Here is an 18,138-nt window from a genome sequence, read left to right on the forward strand (position 1 = left end):
CCGACGAAACCGCCGACTGCTCCCAGGCTCAATCCTGCTGCGATCAATCCGGTGCGGCTCACCGTTCGCATGGCCCTTCCCTCCAAAAGAGGTCTCTCCACGTGGATGCGCCATACCCGACCACATCGTATCCAGGTGGAGATTGCACCGATACCGCAGGAAAGCAAAGGGGCGGTCCGTGTCGTCCTGCTGGGACTCCGGGTGACCCCGACGTCCCAGCAGGCGCACGTACCGCCCTTGATGTGCGGAGAGGAAGCTGCTCAGTCCTCGCTGTCCGCGGCCTCCTCCGAGAGCTTCTGCTCCAGCACTCGCCCCTCACCGGGGGCCAGCGTCCCCAGGATCCGCTCCAAGTCGTCCATGGAAGCGAACTCGACGACGATCTTCCCCTTCTTCTGCCCCAGGTCCACCTTCACCCGGGTCTCGAAGCGGTCGGACAGCCGGGAGGCGAGGTCCGTGAGCGCCGGCGACACCCGGGCACCGGCCCGCGGCCCCTTGGGCTTCGGCCCGCTGCTCGGCCGGGAGCCCATCAAGGTGACGATCTCCTCGACGGCCCGTACGGAGAGCCCCTCGGCCACGATCCGATGGGCCAGCCGGTCCTGCTCCTCGGAGTCATCGACCGACAGCAGCGCACGGGCATGTCCGGCCGACAGCACTCCGGCCGCGACCCGCCGCTGGACCGACGGGGAGAGCTTGAGCAGCCGCAGCGTATTGGAGACCTGGGGGCGCGACCGGCCGATGCGGTCGGCGAGCTGGTCATGGGTGCAGCTGAAGTCCTTCAGCAGCTGGTCGTAGGCGGCAGCCTCCTCCAGCGGGTTCAGCTGTGCCCGGTGGAGGTTCTCCAGCAGGGCATCGAGCAGAAGCTTCTCGTCATCGGTGGCCCGGACGATCGCGGGGATGCGCTCCAGCCCTGCCTCACGGCAGGCGCGCCAGCGGCGCTCCCCCATGATGAGCTCATAGCGCTCCGGCGCCAACTGCCGGACGACCACCGGCTGGAGGAGCCCGACCTCCTGGATCGAGGTGACCAGTTCCGCGAGAGCGTCCTCGTCGAAGACCTCTCGGGGCTGCCGGGGGTTGGGGGTGATCGAGTCCAGCGCCAGTTCGGCGAAGTGAGCTCCACTCGGCTGCTCCTCAGGAACGACCGCCGTCGCAGCCTCGTCCGGAGAACCGGCTTCCGTTTCACGTGAAACGGCGGACGGCAGGGTGGCCACCTTGGCAGCCGCCACCCCCCGGTCGGTGGTGAGCACCGGGACCGCGGACGGGGAGGTCGCCCCTGGACCGACGGTCGGCCCGGCGTTGTCCGCCCCCTGCGGAGCCGCGGGAATCAGAGCACCGAGCCCACGGCCCAGTCCCCTACGACGATCACTCACTGCATGCCCTCCGCCATCGTGTGCTGGTCCTGCTGGGCGCTCTGGCCGACAGCGTGTGCACGCTGCGGCTCGTAGTGCACGCCCACACCCCGGAGTGCGATCTCCCGGGCGGCCTCCAGGTAGGAGAGTGAACCACTGGAACCGGGATCGTAGGTCAGCACCGTCTGCCCATAGCTCGGCGCCTCCGAGATCCGCACGGACCGCGGGATGCTCGTCCGCAGCACCTCACTGCCGAAGTGGCTGCGGACCTCGTCCGCCACCTGGGAGGCGAGCCGCGTCCTGCCGTCGTACATCGTCAGCAGGATCGTGGACACATGCAACTGAGGGTTGAGGTGACCCCGCACCAGGTCCACGTTGCGCAGCAACTGCCCGAGTCCTTCCAGCGCGTAGTACTCGCACTGGATCGGGATCAGCACCTCGGCTCCCGCCACCAGGGCGTTCACCGTGAGGAGTCCGAGCGACGGCGGGCAGTCGATGAGCACGTAGTCCAACGGCTGCTCGTACGACTGGATCGCACGCTGCAGCCGGCTCTCCCGCGCCACCAGAGAGACGAGCTCGATCTCGGCACCGGCGAGGTCGATGGTGGCCGGAGCGCAGAACAGTCCCTCGACGTCCGGAACGGGCTGCACGACATCGGAGAGCGGCTTGCTCTCCACCAGCACGTCATAGATCGACGGAACCTCGGCATGGTGGTCGATGCCGAGAGCCGTCGAGGCATTGCCCTGAGGGTCGAGGTCGATCACCAGGACCCGGGCACCGTGCAGCGCGAGGGATGCGGCGAGATTGACCGTGGTCGTGGTCTTCCCGACCCCGCCCTTCTGGTTGGCCACCACCATCACCCGCGTCTGCTCGGGGCGTGGCAGCCCCTCACCGGCGCGGCCGATCGCTTCCACCGCCAGCTGGGCGGCGCGGCCGATGGGGGTGTCGTCCATGGGAGCTGGCGTTTCACGTGAAACGTCTTCCCCCACCGATTCGGTGCGGGGGCCGGGGACCGGATCGGTCATCGGTCCCGCGATGTTGGCGTCGGACCGCAAGGATTCACTCTCCTCGACTACAGGCTCGCAATGAACAGAGCCTGCCATGCTTTCGGGGTCGTGAACCAGCGAGGCCCGTCCTCCTGTGGATGAATCCACAGAGATAGCGGCTCTACGGTCGCGCGGCGAGGCAGCCGCACGGCCACGGCTGATGATTCCATGCAACAGGGAGCGACGTTTCACGTGAAACACCTTGCATGGGCACACGCCTTACCGGGTCGCGACACTCCGATTTGTGTAGTTTTGGCAGCTTGTATGGAGCATTGCGGCTACGATCGACGACGCCGCGCCCGTCCCGTCCGGGCCGCCTTGGCTCGTTTGGCTGCGAAGCGCACGCCACCGGGGCTCTCCCCGACCTCCGCGCGCACCACCGTGGAGGGTGGGTTCACCACGCCTTCCCCGACGTGGAGCACGGATGTCTTCACCACTCCGAGCTTGCTCAGCGCGGCACGGGCGCCCTTCAGCTCCTCCTCGGCCGTGTCGCCCTTGAGCGCGAGCATCTCCCCGTAGGGGCGGAGCAGCGGGACACCCCAGCCGGCCAGCCGGTCGAGCGGGGCGACGGCGCGGGCCGTGACCACATGCACCGGCGGCAGCTTTCCCAGCACTTCCTCGGCGCGGCCCCGCACCACGGTCACATGGTCCAGGCCCAGCAGCTCCACCACTTCCTGCAGGAAGGTGGTGCGCCGCAGCAGCGGCTCCAGCAGGGTGATCCGCAGGTCCGGGCGGACCAGGGCCAGCGGGATGCCGGGCAGCCCGGCCCCCGAGCCCACATCGCACACCGTGACACCCTCGGGAACGGCCTCGGACAGCACCGCGCAGTTGAGCAGATGCCGCTCCCACAGCCGCGGGACCTCGCGGGGGCCGATGAGCCCGCGTCGGACACCCGCATCGGCGAGCAGCTCGGCATAGCGCACCGCTTCCGGAAGGCGCTCGCCGAATACCGCCACTGCCTCCTGCGGGGCCGGTGGGAGCTCCGTTTCCTCCATCACGGGGACCGTCCTTCCGTACACGCTGTGCATGCTGATGTTCAGGCTGACAAAAGACGGCCCCGCCTGCGAACAGGCGGGGCCAGGAGTACTCGGGGACCGGTCGGTCAGGCCGGGAGCACCACGACGCAGCGCTGGGGCTCCTCGCCCTCCGATTCGCTGCGCAGCCCCGCTGCCGCCACCGCGTCGTGGACCACCTTGCGCTCGAAGGGCGTCATCGGCTTCAGCTTCACCGGCTCGCCGCTGCCCTTCGCCTCCTCGGCGGCCTTGGCGCCCAGCTCCGCGAGCTCCTCACGCTTCCGGGCCCGGAATCCGGCGACGTCCAGCATCAGGCGGCTGCGGTCGCCGGTCTCGCGGTGCACCGCGAGCCGGGTCAGCTCCTGGAGTGCCTCCAGCACCTCTCCGTCCCGCCCGACCAGCTTCTGCAGGTCGCGGCTGGTGGAGTCGCTGATGATCGAGACTGCGGCCCGGTCGGCCTCGACATCCATGTCGATGTCCCCGTCGAGATCCGCGATGTCGAGCAGCCCCTCGAGGTAGTCGGCCGCGATCTCCCCTTCCTGCTCCAGACGGGTCAGGGTGTCGCTGCCCTCGGCGGCGTCGGTCGCCTCCACCGAGGGCGAGGGGCTGGTCGTGCCTTCCGTCACCGGACGGTCTCCTTACTTCTTGGACGGGTGCTTGGGCCGCTGCTGGCCCTTGCGCTGCCCGGACTTCGCGTTACGGGAGGAGCCGCCGGCAGGCTTCGGGCCGTCGGCGTCCTGCGACTGCTCCTTCTTCTGCATCGACGGCTTGTCGGCCGACGAAGCGGAGCCCGCGTCCGTCTCCTTGGCCGTCTGCGTCGCACCACCGGTCTGACGCTTCGCCTTGCTCTGGCGCTTCGGCTGGTGCCGCGCCGCCCGCGCGGTCTCGGCGGCCTTCTTGGCCTCGACCTCGGCGGGGTCCTCCTTGAGCTTGCCCTTCGCCCGCAGCCGGTCCTGGCGCTCCTTGAACGCGAGGCTGCCGGGCGTCGGGTTCCGGCGGATGACGAACATCTGCTGGCCCATGGTCCACACGTTGGTGGTCAGCCAGTAGACGAGGACACCGACCGGGAAGTTGATGCCGAAGACGGCGAACATGATGGGGAAGACGTACATCAGCATCTTCTGCTGCTGCATGAACGGCGTCTTCACCGTCATGTCGACGTTCTTCGTCATCAGCTGGCGCTGGGTGTAGAACTGCGACGCCGACATCAGCACGATCATGATGACCGTGACGACCCGCACATCGATCAGCGTGGCGCCCAGGGACTCGATCTTGTCCGTGCTGTCCAGGAACTTGGAGGCGATGGGGGCGCCGAAGATCTTCGCGCTCCGGGCGCTGTCGACGAGTCCCTGCCCCATCACGCCGACGGGCTTGTCGTTGGCGATGTGGTTCAGAACCTGGTACAGCGAGATGAAGAAGGGCGACTGCGCCAGAATCGGGAGACAGCTCGAGAGCGGGTTGGTGCCCGACTCCTTGTAGAGCTTCATCATCTCTTCGGACTGGCGCTGCTTGTCGTTCTTGTAGCGCTCCTGGATCGCCTTCATCTTCGGCTGGAGCACCTGCATGTTCCGCGTCGCCTTGATCTGCTTCACGAAGAGCGGGATCAGGCAGATGCGGATCAGCACCACCAGGGAAACGATGGACAGACCCCAGGCCATCCCACTGTCCTTGTCGAAGACAAGGCTGTACAGCGAGTGGAACTGGACGATGATCCAGGAAACTGCGGTATAGAGAGGACCGAGGATCGTGTCCACGAATCAGGCTCCTTGGGCGTTGGGCTGAGTCTCGGCCTGGCCCGCGGGCGTTCCCGGGGAACTACCGCCCCACCGGCTCCTCAGCCGTTGGTGCCAGACCGGATGCTTCCGGGGAGGAACGTGGTCGACGCCACCGAGCGACCACGGATTGCAACGCAGAATGCGCCAGGCGGTCAGCGCCGTCCCTTTGACCGCGCCGTGCACGTCGATGGCCTGGTAGCCGTAGTGCGAACACGACGGGTAGTACTTGCAGACCGGCCCGAGCATCGGGCTGATGGTCCACTGGTACAACTTGATCAACCACAGCAGCGGGTATTTCATCGCGGCGCCCTCCCCTCGGCTTCGCCATGGGTGGACCCACCCACCAGGCGCTGCAGCGCGGCGTCGAGGTCACGGGCCAGCTGGTCGTGGTCCGCCTCACCGGCACCGGGCAGCGCCCGTACCACAACCAGGCTACCTGCGGGCAGCAGGGCGAGGCGGTCGCGCATGAGGTGACGCAGCCGCCGCTTCACCAGGTTGCGGACGACCGCGCCGCCGACAGCCTTGCTCACGACGAAACCCGCACGCGCCGGGGTAGCGTTCTCCCCAGACGCATGCGGGTCCGTTCCTCCTCGTGCAGAGGAGGTTGCGCTTCGAAAATGGACAACAAGGTGGGGTCGCCCCGCCCTGCGTCCTCGGCGTACCGCGGTCGCAAAGTCCTCACGCCGCCTCAGCCGATTCTCGGTAGGCAGCACGGACTGGGCCTGTGCGATCAGGCGGACAGGCGCGCGCGACCCTTGCCACGGCGAGTCGCGAGAATCGCACGGCCGGCACGGGTACGCATACGCAGCCGGAAGCCATGGGTCTTCGCGCGGCGACGGTTGTTCGGCTGGAAGGTGCGCTTGCTCACTCGGGGGCTCCAGAAATGAATCGGGTGATGGCGGGATATCGCCTGGCTGTCACCGTGCGCCCACGAGTAGCTCGCAATACGCCCGAGTGCACCGCTTCATGACCACAATTTTCGTGATCTTTGCCCATCGGAGGCAGGCGGCAGCAGCCATCGACAACTCGACCTGGTCACGGTACGCGCGGCTACGCCATCCGGTCAAACCGGTGGCGCCCCGGTGATACGGAAAGCCGCTTCTTCACGGGCCAGCGTAGGGGAGTCGGCTCCGGCATGGCACATTTGTACACACCCTGTGGACAACGACTTGAACCGCGCACGCCGCCCTGACTACCGTGGCCCAACTCCGTTTCCTTCCCGCCCGTCCCGAGAACCACACATTCGTGGGACCCGTCGGCGCCACCCCCCACCCAGCGAGTGAGAGAGCGTGCCCTGTGGCTGACGTACCTGCCGATCTTGCCGCAGTGTGGCCACGCGTGCTCGACCAGCTCCTCGGAGAGGGGCAGGGCATCGAAGCGAAGGACCAGCGCTGGCTCAAGGACTGCCAGCCCCTGGTGCTGATCGCCGGCACCGCGGTGCTCGCCGTGCCCAACGAGTACGCCAAGGGCGTTCTCGAGGGCCGTCTCTCCCCGCTGATCAGCGACGCGCTGAGCCGCGAGTGCAACCAGACGGTCCGCCTGGCGATCACGGTCAGCGCCGCCGAGGAACCCCCCGCGCCGCAGATTCCGGAACCCCAGAGGCCGGAACTCCAGAGGTACGAGGAACCCCCGCGGCACCAGCCCCCGCACCAGGAGCCCGGCCGCGACGGCTACGACGGTTACGAGGGGTATGCCGCTCCTTACGGCCGGCCCACCGAACCGCTGCCGACCGCCCGTCCCGCGTACCCCGAGTACCAGCAGAGCCGCCCCGAGCCGGGTGCCTGGCCGCGGGGCGCCGGTATGGGCGGCCACGCTCCGCGCGACGACTACGGCTGGCAGCAGCAGCGGCTCGGCGGCTTCCCCGAGCACGACCCGTACGCCTCGCCGCGCACCGCGCCGCAGCCGGACCGGCCCTACGACGGGCAGCAGGAGCGGGGTTACGAACCGCAGCAGGACCGGCCGTACGAGCCGCCGCGCCGCGAGATCCCGGAGCAGGGGGGGCACGGCCGCTCCCACGGCGGTCCGCCCGCGCCCAGCGGTGCCCCGGGGCCGCTCGCCGCGCAGCCCGCGCCGGCCACCGGCCCCGGTGAGCCGACCGCGCGCCTGAACCCGAAGTACCTCTTCGACACCTTCGTCATCGGCGCCTCCAACCGCTTCGCGCACGCCGCGGCGGTGGCGGTCGCCGAGGCCCCGGCCAAGGCGTACAACCCGCTCTTCATCTACGGCGAGTCCGGGCTGGGCAAGACCCACCTGCTCCACGCGATCGGGCACTACGCGCGCAGCCTCTACCCCGGGACCCGGGTGCGGTACGTGAGCTCCGAGGAGTTCACCAACGAGTTCATCAACTCCATCCGCGACGGCAAGGCGGACGCGTTCCGCAAGCGGTACCGGGACATGGACATCCTGCTCGTCGACGACATCCAGTTCCTGGCGAGCAAGGAGTCGACGCAGGAGGAGTTCTTCCACACCTTCAACACGCTGCACAACGCCAACAAGCAGATCGTGCTCTCCTCGGACCGGCCGCCGAAGCAGCTGGTCACCCTGGAGGACCGGCTCCGGAACCGCTTCGAGTGGGGTCTGATCACGGACGTCCAGCCGCCCGAGCTGGAGACCCGGATCGCGATCCTCCGCAAGAAGGCGGTGCAGGAACAGCTCAACGCACCGCCCGAGGTGCTGGAGTTCATCGCGTCCCGGATCTCGCGGAACATCCGTGAGCTGGAGGGCGCGCTGATCCGGGTCACGGCGTTCGCGAGCCTGAACCGGCAGCCGGTGGACCTGGGGCTCACCGAGATCGTGCTGAAGGACCTGATCCCCGGCGGCGAGGACGCGGCTCCCGAGATCACGGCCACGGCCATCATGGCCGAGACCGCGCAGTACTTCGGGCTCACCGTGGACGATCTCTGCGGCTCCTCCCGCAGCCGGGTGCTGGTGACCGCGCGGCAGATCGCCATGTACCTCTGCCGGGAGCTGACGGACCTGTCGCTGCCGAAGATCGGTGCGCAGTTCGGCGGCCGCGACCACACGACCGTGATGCACGCGGACCGGAAGATCCGCGCGCTGATGGCCGAGCGGCGCTCCATCTACAACCAGGTCACCGAGCTCACGAACCGCATCAAGAACGGCTGACAGCGGGCACGGAAGCCGGTCCGAGCACACCTGAAGGGCGCCCCGGGGACGATTCCCCGGGGCGCCCTTCGTCGTCGGGGCGGCGGGGCTGTTCGAATCCGTGCCCGGTGCGGCAGCTTCTCCACAAGACAGCGACCGACGGCCCGTCCACACCCTGGGGACTTGGGAGTTGTCCAGATCGCGTCCACAACCGACTGCAGTCACAGAGCATCCTGGGAGGTCAGCGGGGTGTGGATTTGTGGCCAACCGGATTCCACAGACTGTGGATGAAGAGAGTGCCCACAGCGGGCCCGCGCCGTTGTCCACCGGCCGCCCACAGGGAGAGGCCACTTGTGCACAGCCTTTCCACACCGTTGTCCACTGTTCGGCAACGCAACACCCGCTCTCACCGGGCCGAGTGAAAGGCATCACACCAACGAGGCCGGTTGGGCTGGGGAGAACCTGGGTAAACCTGGGGACGCCGCTGGGGAGAACCGGGTGCAGCCTGTGCACCGCGTGTGCAGAACTTTCCCGCGTCCACAGACATGCCCGGTTGTCCACGGGCTGCGCCCACAGGCGCAGTGGACAAAATTTCCACTCTGACCTGGGCAGACGCGGTTATCCACGGTTTCCACAAGGCCTACTACTACGACCACGTAGATCTAGCGGGAAACTCCTCTGGAAACGGGCCCTGTGCACAACTCGGCCCCGGAGCGACCGGGACCCCTCGCAACGACTTGACCCCGAGCCGCACCGACTGTCCGTGGCGTGCGTCAGACTGGTCTCCGGCATCGGCCCTGCCTCCGGCCGGAGGATCCGGTGCCGACGACGAAGAAGGCCAGCAGGGCGAGTGAGCAACAGCAGGAGGCGGTTCCGGTGAAGATCCGGGTGGAACGCGATGTACTCGCGGAGGCGGTGGCCTGGGCAGCCCGCAGCCTCCCGGCCCGTCCGCCGGTGCCCGTCCTCGCGGGCCTGCTGCTGAAGGCGGAGGAGAGCTCCCTGAGCCTCTCCGGCTTCGACTACGAGGTGTCGGCCCGGGTCTCCGTCGACGCGGACGTGGAGGAGGGCGGCACCGTCCTCGTCTCCGGCCGGCTGCTGGCCGACATCTGCCGCGCCCTTCCCAACAGGCCCGTGGAGATCTCCACGGACGGGGTGCGGGTGACCGTGGTCTGCGGTTCCTCCCGCTTCACCCTGCACACCCTCCCGGTGGAGGAGTACCCGGCGCTGCCCCAGATGCCGACCGCCACCGGCACCGTCCCCGGTGACGTCTTCGCCGCGGCCGCCGCCCAGGTCGCCATCGCCGCCGGCCGTGACGACACGCTGCCCGTGCTCACCGGTGTGCGGGTCGAGATCGAGGGCGACACCGTCACGCTGGCCGCCACCGACCGCTACCGCTTCGCCGTCCGCGAGTTCCTGTGGAAGCCCGAGACGCCGGACGTCTCCGCCGTCGCCCTGGTGCCCGCCAAGACGCTCCTCGACACCGCCAAGTCGCTGACCAGCGGTGACACCGTGAGCATCGCCCTGGCCGGCTCCGGCGCGGGCGAGGGCCTGATCGGGTTCGAGGGTGCCGGGCGCCGTACCACCACCCGCCTGCTCGAGGGCGACCTGCCGAAGTACCGGACGCTCTTCCCGACCGAGTTCAACTCGGTCGCGGTGATCGAGACCGCCCCGTTCGTGGACGCGGTCAAGCGTGTGGCGCTGGTCGCGGAGCGGAACACCCCGGTCCGGCTGAGCTTCGAGCAGGGTGTGCTGATCCTGGAGGCCGGGTCGAGCGACGACGCACAGGCTGTGGAGCGCGTCGACTGCCGGCTCGAGGGCGACGACATCTCCATCGCCTTCAACCCGGGCTTCCTCCTCGAGGGCCTCAGCGCCATCGACTCCCCGGTGGCCCAGCTGTCCTTCACCACGTCCACCAAGCCGGCGCTGCTGAGCGGCAAGCCCGCCGTGGACGCCGAGGCGGACGACGCGTACAAGTACCTGATCATGCCGGTGCGGCTGAGCGGCTGAGCCACGGCTTCCGCCGGCCGCCACCGGGCCTCCCACCTGCCGAAACGCCGCGCGCGTCGGTCGGTGCGGAGGCATCGCCCCGGGGCGGTCGGCTGAGCGGCCGAGCCCACAGGTGAGCACCGGTGACCGGGCGTAGGCTCGACCGCAGGTACGCAACGCTATGAAGGGGCACTGATGGAGCTCGGTCTGATCGGTCTCGGCAAAATGGGCGGCAACATGCGCGAGCGCATCCGCCAGGCAGGCCACACCGTCATCGGATACGACCGCAACCCGGACCTCGCGGATGTCCACAGCCTCGAGGAGCTGGTGGGCAAGCTCAAGGGCCCGCGGGTGGTGTGGGTCATGGTCCCGGCCGGAATCGCCACCCAGACCACCATCGACGAGCTGGCCGAGCTCCTGTCGCCCGGCGATGTCGTCGTCGACGGCGGGAACTCCCGCTGGACCGACGACGAGAAGCACGCGGAGCAGCTGGCCCACCGCGGCATCGGCTTCGTGGACTGCGGTGTCTCCGGCGGCGTCTGGGGCCTGGAGAACGGCTACGCCCTGATGTACGGCGGCGACGCCGAGCATGTGGCGAAGGTCCAGCCGGTCTTCGACGCCCTCAAGCCGGCGGGCGAGTTCGGCTCGGTCCACGCAGGCAAGGTCGGCGCCGGGCACTTCGCGAAGATGGTCCACAACGGCATCGAGTACGCGATGATGCAGGCCTACGCCGAGGGCTGGGAGCTGCTGGAGGCCGTCGACTCCGTCACCGACGTCCGCGAGGTCTTCCGCAGCTGGCAGGAGGGGACCGTCATCCGTTCCTGGCTGCTCGACCTGGCGGTCAACGCCCTGGACGAGGACGAGCACCTGCAGAAGCTGCGCGGCTACGCGGCGGACTCCGGCGAGGGCCGCTGGACCGTCGAGGCGGCCATCGACCACGCGGTGCCGCTGCCCGCGATCACGGCGTCGCTCTTCGCGCGCTTCGCGTCCCGCCAGGACGACTCCCCGCAGATGAAGATGATCGCCGCGCTGCGCAACCAGTTCGGCGGCCACGCGGTCGAGTCGGTCTGATCCGGGGCCGGGGAGGTCTCCCCGGCCGCCACAGTCACACAGCTCAAGGGAGGTCGGCGGCGTCCGCAGCCGCAGCGCGTCATGTACGTATCGCACCTGTCGCTCTCCGACTTCCGCTCGTACGCCCGGGTCGAGGTCCCGCTCGAGCCGGGCGTCACGGCCTTCGTGGGCCCCAACGGGCAGGGCAAGACCAACCTGGTCGAGGCGGTCGGCTATCTCGCGACACTGGGCAGTCACCGGGTGTCCTCGGACGCCCCGCTGGTGCGGGCCGGCGCCGAGCGGGCGATCCTCCGGGCGTCGGTCGTTCAGGACGAGCGCCGGCAGCTGATCGAGCTGGAGCTGAACCCGGGCCGCGCGAACCGGGCCCGGATCAACCGGTCCTCGCAGGTCAGGCCGCGTGACGTGGTCGGCATCGTGCGCTCGGTCCTGTTCGCCCCGGAGGACCTGGCGCTGGTCAAGGGCGACCCCGGCGAGCGGCGCCGCTTCCTCGACGAGCTGATCACCGCCCGCTCTCCGCGGATGGCGGGCGTGCGTTCCGACTACGACCGCGTGCTCAAGCAGCGGAACACCCTGCTGAAGAGCGCGGCGATGGCCCGCCGGCACGGCGGGCGGTCGCTCGACCTGTCCACCCTCGACGTCTGGGACCAGCATCTGGCCCGGGCGGGTGCCGAGCTGCTGGCGCAGCGGCTGGACCTGATCACCGCCCTGCAGCCGCTCGCCGACAAGGCGTACGAGCAACTGGCGCCCGGCGGCGGCCCGGTCGCGCTCGAGTACCGCGGCTCGGCCGGGGAGGGCGCGGCGGACGCGGGCACCCGGGAGGAGCTGTACCAGCTGCTGCTGGCCGCGCTCGGCGACGCCCGGAAGCAGGAGATCGAGCGCGGTGTGACGCTCGTCGGCCCGCACCGCGACGATCTGGTCCTCAAGCTCGGCCGGCTGCCGGCCAAGGGCTACGCGAGCCACGGCGAGTCCTGGTCGTACGCGCTCGCGCTGCGCCTGGCCTCGTACGACCTGCTGCGCGTCGAGAGCCTCGGCAGCGCGGATCCGTCCGTGCCGGAGGGGACGCGCCGGTCCGGTGAACCGGTGCTCGTCCTGGACGACGTCTTCGCGGAGCTGGACGCCAGGCGCCGCGAGCGGCTCGCCGAGCTGGTGGCGCCGGGTGAGCAGGTGCTGGTCACCGCGGCGGTGGCGGAGGACGTGCCGGGGCTGCTGGCGGGGGCCCGCTACACGGTGTCCGGCGGCACCGTCGAGAAGGCGGGCGCGTGATGGCGGAGTCCCGCCCCCCGGAGAAGTCCCCCGGAGCGGAGCCGTCGGGCGTCGATCTCGCCCGGGTCGCGCTGCGTGCGGCGAAGGAGCAGGCCAGGGCCCGTGGCGCGGCGGCGCAGCAGAAGAAGCAGGCGCGGCGCGGCGGGCTGCGCTCCGGTGCCCGGGCGGACGGCCGGGATCCGCTGCCGCTGGGCGCCGCGATCAACCGTCTGATCACCGAGCGCGGCTGGGAGGCTCCGGCCGCGGTCGGCGGGGTGATGGGCCGCTGGCCGCAGATGGTGGGCCCGGAGGTGGCGCAGCACTGCGAGCCGCAGCGGTACGACGAGGACGCGCGGGTGCTGACCGTGCAGTGCGACTCGACGGCCTGGGCGACGCAGCTCCGGCTGCTGGCCCCGCAGCTGGTGGCCCGCCTCAACGCGGACCTCGGGCAGGGCACCGTGAAAATGATCAAGGTGCTGGGCCCCGGCGGGCCGCCCCGTCGCTTCGGTCCGCTGCGCTCCCCGGGCAGCCGCGGACCGGGTGACACCTACGGGTGAGGCCCCTGGGACGGAGGGTCGCGGAAGAGGTGTCCCTCACCGTAGCGAAGGGTTGACACTCGGAAGCGCTGAGCGCCGTCGTGAGCCTCTTGGAGCCCTGGGCCGCATATGGGGAGTCGGGCGATGGAGGTTCAGGGCGGCACATGCGGACTCAGGCGCCCGCAAACCCCCATTCATGTCAGCGCTACCGGTAGACTAGAGAGCAATCCCGCCCACTCGCGGAACAAGTCGAACGACGCAGCCGCTCCTGCATGCCCCGGAGACGGCTTGTGCTGTGCCAGAAAGGGCGCTTCGTGGCCGATTCCGGCAACCCCAACGAGAACAACACCGCTTCCAGCCCCGACGGAGCCGTCGCGAGCTCCGGCGACGGGTCGGCGACCGGCAAGGCGTCGTACGACGCCAGCGCCATCACGGTCCTCGAGGGTCTGGACGCGGTCCGTAAGCGACCCGGCATGTACATCGGCTCGACCGGTGAGCGGGGTCTGCACCACCTGGTGTACGAGGTCGTCGACAACTCCGTCGACGAGGCCCTGGCCGGGCACGCCGACACCATCGACGTGACGATCCTGCCGGACGGCGGCGTCCGCGTCGTGGACAACGGCCGCGGCATCCCCGTCGACATCGTTCCCTCCGAGGGGAAGCCGGCGGTCGAGGTCGTGCTGACCGTGCTGCACGCCGGCGGCAAGTTCGGCGGCGGCGGCTACGCGGTCTCCGGCGGTCTGCACGGCGTCGGCGTCTCCGTGGTGAACGCCCTGTCGAGCAAGGTCTCGGTCGAGGTCCGGCGGGACGGCTCCCGGTGGACCCAGGACTACAAGCTGGGTGTGCCGACGGCCCCGCTGGCGAAGAACGAGCCGGTCGACATCACGGGCACCTCGGTCACCTTCTGGGCCGACCCGGACATCTTCGAGACCACCGACTACTCCTTCGAGACGCTGGCGCGGCGCTTCCAGGAGATGGCGTTCCTGAACAAGGGCCTCACCATCTCGCTGCGGGACGAGCGCCCCGACCACGTCGACGAGGAGGGCAACCCGCTCTCCGTCCGGTACTACTACGAGGGCGGCATCGTCGACTTCGTGAAGTACCTGAACTCCCGCAAGGGCGACCTGATCCACCCCACGGTGATCGACATCGACGCCGAGGACACGGAGCGGATGCTCTCGGTGGAGATCGCGATGCAGTGGAACTCGCAGTACAGCGAGGGTGTCTACAGCTTCGCCAACACGATCCACACCCACGAGGGCGGTACTCACGAGGAGGGCTTCCGCGCGGCGCTGACCGGTCTCATCAACCGCTACGCGCGCGACAAGAAGCTGCTGCGGGAGCGCGACGACAACCTCACCGGTGAGGACATCCGCGAGGGTCTGACCGCGATCATCTCGGTCAAGCTCGGCGAGCCGCAGTTCGAGGGCCAGACGAAGACGAAGCTGGGCAACACGGAGGCGAAGACCTTCGTCCAGAAGATCGTCCACGAGCATCTGACCGACTGGCTCGACCGCAACCCCAACGAGGCCGCGGACATCATCCGCAAGGGCATCCAGGCCGCCACGGCGCGGGTCGCCGCCCGCAAGGCGCGCGACCTGACCCGCCGCAAGGGCCTGCTGGAGAGCGCGTCGCTGCCGGGCAAGCTCAGCGACTGCCAGTCCAACGACCCGACGAAGTGCGAGATCTTCATCGTCGAGGGTGACTCCGCCGGCGGCTCGGCCAAGTCCGGCCGGAACCCGCAGTACCAGGCCATCCTGCCGATCCGCGGCAAGATCCTGAACGTTGAGAAGGCCCGCGTCGACAAGATCCTCCAGAACCAGGAGGTCCAGGCGCTGATCTCGGCCTTCGGCACCGGGGTCCACGAGGACTTCGACATCGACAAGCTCCGCTACCACAAGATCATTCTGATGGCGGACGCCGATGTGGACGGCCAGCACATCAACACCCTGCTGCTGACCTTCCTCTTCCGCTTCATGCGGCCGCTGGTCGAGGCGGGACACGTCTACCTCTCCCGCCCGCCGCTCTACAAGATCAAGTGGGGCCGTGACGACTTCGAGTACGCGTACTCGGACCGTGAGCGCAACGCCCTGATCGAGATGGGCCGGCGGAACGGCAAGCGCATCAAGGACGACTCCGTCCAGCGCTTCAAGGGTCTCGGTGAGATGAACGCGGAGGAGCTGCGCATCACCACGATGGACACCGACCACCGTGTCCTCGGCCAGGTCAGCCTGGACGACGCCGCCCAGGCCGACGACCTGTTCTCGGTGCTGATGGGTGAGGACGTCGAAGCGCGGCGCTCGTTCATCCAGCGCAACGCCAAGGACGTCCGCTTCCTCGACATCTGAGTCGGCCCGTTACGCCGCACCTCGAAAGGACTTCGACCAGCCATGGCCGACGACACCCCAGACACTCCCGATCTTCCCGAGACCGTCACGCCGGAGGGCCTGCCCGCCGCCATCGAGGGCGTGGGCATGCGCGTCGAGCCCGTCGGGCTCGAGACGGAGATGCAGCGCAGCTACCTCGACTACGCGATGTCCGTCATCGTGTCGCGAGCGCTGCCCGACGTCCGTGACGGCCTCAAGCCGGTGCACCGCCGCGTCCTGTACGCGATGTACGACGGCGGCTACCGGCCCGAGCGGGGCTTCTACAAGTGCGCCCGCGTCGTGGGCGACGTCATGGGCACCTACCACCCGCACGGCGACTCCTCCATCTACGACGCCCTGGTGCGCCTGGCGCAGACCTGGTCCATGCGCATGCCGCTGGTGGACTCCAACGGCAACTTCGGTTCCCCGGGCAACGACCCGGCGGCCGCCATGCGGTACACCGAGTGCAAGATGGCGCCGCTGTCCATGGAGATGCTCCGGGACATCGACGAGAACACCGTCGACTTCCAGGACAACTACGACGGCCGGAACCAGGAGCCGACGGTTCTGCCGGCCCGCTTCCCGAACCTGCTGATCAACGGCTCGGCCGGTATCGCCGTCGGTATGGCCACCAACATCCCGCCGCACAACCTGCGGGAGGTGGCGGCCGGTGCGCAGTGGGCGCTGGAGCACCCCGAGGCCACCCACGAGGAGCTGCTGGACGCCCTCATCGAGCGGATCAAGGGCCCGGACTTCCCGACCGGTGCGCTGGTCGTCGGCCGCAAGGGCATCGAGGAGGCGTACCGGACCGGGCGCGGCTCGATCACCATGCGCGCGGTCGTCGAGGTCGAGGAGATCCAGGGCCGGCAGTGCCTGGTCGTCACCGAACTGCCGTACCAGGTGAACCCGGACAACCTCGCGCAGAAGATCGCCGACCTGGTGAAGGACGGCAAGATCGGCGGGATCGCGGACGTCCGGGACGAGACCTCGTCGCGGACGGGCCAGCGGCTGGTCATCGTGCTGCGCCGGGACGCCGTCGCCAAGGTGGTCCTCAACAACCTCTACAAGCACACCGACCTGCAGACGAACTTCGGCGCCAACATGCTGGCGCTGGTCGACGGTGTGCCGCGCACGCTCTCGCTGGACGCGTTCATCCGGCACTGGGTGGCGCACCAGGTCGAGGTCATCGTCCGCCGCACCAAGTTCCGGCTGAAGAAGGCCGAGGAGCGGGCGCACATCCTGCGCGGTCTGCTCAAGGCGCTGGACGCCATCGACGAGGTCATCGCGCTGATCCGGCGCAGTGAGACGGTCGACGTCGCGCGCGAGGGCCTGATGGGCCTGCTGGAGATCGACGACATCCAGGCCAACGCGATCCTGGAGATGCAGCTGCGCCGGCTGGCCGCCCTGGAGCGGCAGAAGATCGTGCAGGAGCACGACGAGCTGCAGGCCAAGATCAATGAGTACAACGCGATCCTGGCCTCGCCGGAGCGGCAGCGGCAGATCATCAGCGAGGAGCTCGCGGCGATCGTCGACAAGTTCGGCGACGACCGGCGCAGCAAGCTGGTGCCGTTCGAGGGCGACATGTCCATCGAGGACCTGATCGCCGAGGAGGACATCGTCGTCACGATCACCCGTGGCGGCTATGTGAAGCGCACCAAGACCGAGGACTACCGGTCGCAGAAGCGCGGCGGCAAGGGCGTGCGCGGGACGAAGCTGAAGCAGGACGACATCGTCGACCACTTCTTCGTCTCCACCACCCACCACTGGCTGCTGTTCTTCACCAACAAGGGCCGGGTGTACCGGGCGAAGGCCTACGAGCTGCCGGACGCCGGCCGGGACGCCCGCGGGCAGCACGTGGCGAACCTGCTGGCCTTCCAGCCGGACGAGCAGATCGCCGAGATCCTGGCGATCCGGGACTACGAGGCCGTCCCGTACCTGGTGCTGGCCACCAAGTCCGGCCTGGTGAAGAAGACCCCGCTGAAGGACTACGACTCGCCCCGCTCGGGCGGCGTCATCGCGATCAACCTCCGGGAGATGGACGACGGCCGCGAGGACGAGCTCATCGGCGCGGAGCTGGTCTCCTCGGAGGACGATCTGCTGCTGGTCAGCAAGAAGGCGCAGTCGATCCGGTTCACGGCGACGGACGACGCGCTGCGCCCGATGGGGCGTGCCACCTCGGGCGTGAAGGGCATGAGTTTCCGCGAGGACGACGAACTGCTCTCGATGAATGTCGTCCGGCCGGGTACGTTCGTCTTCACCGCCACCGACGGCGGATACGCGAAGCGGACCGACGTCGACGACTACCGCGTCCAGGGGCGCGGTGGCCTCGGCATCAAGGCCGCCAAGATCGTGGAGGACCGGGGTTCGCTGGTCGGGGCGCTGGTGGTGGAGGAGAGCGACGAGATCCTCGCCATCACGCTGAGCGGCGGTGTGATCCGTACCCGGGTCAGCGAAGTCAGGGAAACGGGCCGTGACACCATGGGTGTTCAACTGATCAACCTGGGCAAGCGCGATGCCGTGGTCGGTATCGCCCGGAACGCCGAGGCCGGTCGCGTGGCTGAAGAGGTCGAGGAGATCGCCGACGCAGTCGAAGGCGCCGCGCCGGAGGCTGCCGAGGGCACCGAGGCCCCGGCGGACGAACACGAGGAGTAA

15 protein-coding genes are annotated in these 18,138 nt (G+C 69.1%); 7 read left to right on the forward strand and 8 right to left on the reverse strand.

Features of this window, described 5'->3' with window-relative positions:
- Nucleotides 1–260: 260 nt before the first annotated feature.
- The 8 genes from ACFYYR_RS18080 to rpmH all read right to left on the reverse strand — a co-directional run bounded on the left by ACFYYR_RS18080 (nucleotide 261) and on the right by rpmH (nucleotide 6,048).
- Nucleotides 261–1,367 carry a ParB/RepB/Spo0J family partition protein gene (locus ACFYYR_RS18080; RefSeq protein ID WP_388853795.1) on the reverse strand — a complete coding sequence of 369 codons (1,107 nt, stop codon included), beginning with the start codon at nucleotides 1,365–1,367 and terminating at the stop codon, nucleotides 261–263.
- Nucleotides 1,364–2,449 (reverse strand): AAA family ATPase, encoded by a 1,086-nt coding sequence (locus tag ACFYYR_RS18085; protein ID WP_388853798.1) that lies wholly within the window; start codon nucleotides 2,447–2,449, stop codon nucleotides 1,364–1,366. The genes ACFYYR_RS18080 and ACFYYR_RS18085 overlap by 4 nt, the downstream gene beginning before the upstream one ends.
- Nucleotides 2,450–2,670: 221 nt before the next feature.
- Nucleotides 2,671–3,390, reverse strand: coding sequence for a 16S rRNA (guanine(527)-N(7))-methyltransferase RsmG (gene rsmG, locus ACFYYR_RS18090; RefSeq protein ID WP_388853801.1), 720 nt, complete (start codon nucleotides 3,388–3,390; stop codon nucleotides 2,671–2,673).
- 104 nt (nucleotides 3,391–3,494) lie between these two features.
- Entirely contained in the window at nucleotides 3,495–4,031 is a 537-nt protein-coding gene (locus tag ACFYYR_RS18095) for a protein jag (protein ID WP_388853804.1), read from the reverse strand.
- Between the two features lie 12 nt (nucleotides 4,032–4,043).
- Nucleotides 4,044–5,159, reverse strand: a complete 1,116-nt coding sequence (yidC, locus tag ACFYYR_RS18100) for a membrane protein insertase YidC (protein WP_388853807.1) — start codon at nucleotides 5,157–5,159, stop codon at nucleotides 4,044–4,046.
- A 3-nt stretch (nucleotides 5,160–5,162) separates the two neighbouring features.
- Nucleotides 5,163–5,480, reverse strand: coding sequence for a membrane protein insertion efficiency factor YidD (gene yidD / locus ACFYYR_RS18105; protein ID WP_388853810.1), 318 nt, complete (start codon nucleotides 5,478–5,480; stop codon nucleotides 5,163–5,165).
- Nucleotides 5,477–5,893: a ribonuclease P protein component gene (rnpA, locus tag ACFYYR_RS18110; protein ID WP_388853813.1), complete on the reverse strand. Its 417-nt coding sequence runs from the start codon at nucleotides 5,891–5,893 to the stop codon at nucleotides 5,477–5,479. The genes yidD and rnpA overlap by 4 nt, the downstream gene beginning before the upstream one ends.
- 17 nt (nucleotides 5,894–5,910) lie before the next feature.
- Complete coding sequence (gene rpmH, locus ACFYYR_RS18115) at nucleotides 5,911–6,048, reverse strand: 50S ribosomal protein L34 (protein ID WP_030354375.1); 138 nt, start codon at nucleotides 6,046–6,048, stop codon at nucleotides 5,911–5,913.
- Nucleotides 6,049–6,476: 428 nt separating this feature from the next.
- On the opposite strand from rpmH, the gene dnaA reads away from it, so the two are divergent.
- The 7 genes from dnaA to gyrA all read left to right on the forward strand — a co-directional run bounded on the left by dnaA (nucleotide 6,477) and on the right by gyrA (nucleotide 18,138).
- Nucleotides 6,477–8,306: a chromosomal replication initiator protein DnaA gene (dnaA, locus tag ACFYYR_RS18120; RefSeq protein WP_388853816.1), complete on the forward strand. Its 1,830-nt coding sequence runs from the start codon at nucleotides 6,477–6,479 to the stop codon at nucleotides 8,304–8,306.
- 855 nt (nucleotides 8,307–9,161) lie between these two features.
- The gene (dnaN, locus tag ACFYYR_RS18125; protein ID WP_388854474.1) at nucleotides 9,162–10,292 is read left to right on the forward strand and encodes a DNA polymerase III subunit beta; all 1,131 of its coding nucleotides are present in this window, start codon (nucleotides 9,162–9,164) and stop codon (nucleotides 10,290–10,292) included.
- A 174-nt stretch (nucleotides 10,293–10,466) separates the two neighbouring features.
- Nucleotides 10,467–11,342 (forward strand): phosphogluconate dehydrogenase (NAD(+)-dependent, decarboxylating), encoded by an 876-nt coding sequence (gene gnd / locus ACFYYR_RS18130; RefSeq protein ID WP_388853819.1) that lies wholly within the window; start codon nucleotides 10,467–10,469, stop codon nucleotides 11,340–11,342.
- Between the two features lie 81 nt (nucleotides 11,343–11,423).
- Nucleotides 11,424–12,605, forward strand: a complete 1,182-nt coding sequence (gene recF, locus ACFYYR_RS18135) for a DNA replication/repair protein RecF (protein ID WP_388853822.1) — start codon at nucleotides 11,424–11,426, stop codon at nucleotides 12,603–12,605.
- Nucleotides 12,605–13,141, forward strand: coding sequence for a DciA family protein (locus tag ACFYYR_RS18140; protein WP_351509095.1), 537 nt, complete (start codon nucleotides 12,605–12,607; stop codon nucleotides 13,139–13,141). The genes recF and ACFYYR_RS18140 overlap by 1 nt, the downstream gene beginning before the upstream one ends.
- A 269-nt stretch (nucleotides 13,142–13,410) precedes the next feature.
- Nucleotides 13,411–15,468 (forward strand): DNA topoisomerase (ATP-hydrolyzing) subunit B, encoded by a 2,058-nt coding sequence (gene gyrB / locus ACFYYR_RS18145; RefSeq protein ID WP_388853825.1) that lies wholly within the window; start codon nucleotides 13,411–13,413, stop codon nucleotides 15,466–15,468.
- 42 nt (nucleotides 15,469–15,510) lie between these two features.
- Nucleotides 15,511–18,138, forward strand: coding sequence for a DNA gyrase subunit A (gene gyrA, locus ACFYYR_RS18150; protein WP_388853828.1), 2,628 nt, complete (start codon nucleotides 15,511–15,513; stop codon nucleotides 18,136–18,138).

It is taken from the genome of Streptomyces sp. NPDC001922 (assembly GCF_042891165.1).
Lineage (GTDB): Bacteria > Actinomycetota > Actinomycetes > Streptomycetales > Streptomycetaceae > Streptomyces.

Bases quoted from the DNA above. Each gene is read 5' to 3' on its own strand.
- ACFYYR_RS18140 (WP_351509095.1), top strand. From the start codon at position 12,605: ATGGCGGAGTCCCGCCCCCCGGAGAAGTCCCCCGGAGCGGAGCCGTCG.
- gyrA (WP_388853828.1), top strand. From the start codon at position 15,511: ATGGCCGACGACACCCCAGACACTCCCGATCTTCCCGAGACCGTCACG.
- gnd (WP_388853819.1), top strand. From the start codon at position 10,467: ATGGAGCTCGGTCTGATCGGTCTCGGCAAAATGGGCGGCAACATGCGC.
- yidD (WP_388853810.1), bottom strand. From the start codon at position 5,480: ATGAAATACCCGCTGCTGTGGTTGATCAAGTTGTACCAGTGGACCATC.
- recF (WP_388853822.1), top strand. From the start codon at position 11,424: ATGTACGTATCGCACCTGTCGCTCTCCGACTTCCGCTCGTACGCCCGG.
- ACFYYR_RS18085 (WP_388853798.1), bottom strand. From the start codon at position 2,449: ATGGCAGGCTCTGTTCATTGCGAGCCTGTAGTCGAGGAGAGTGAATCC.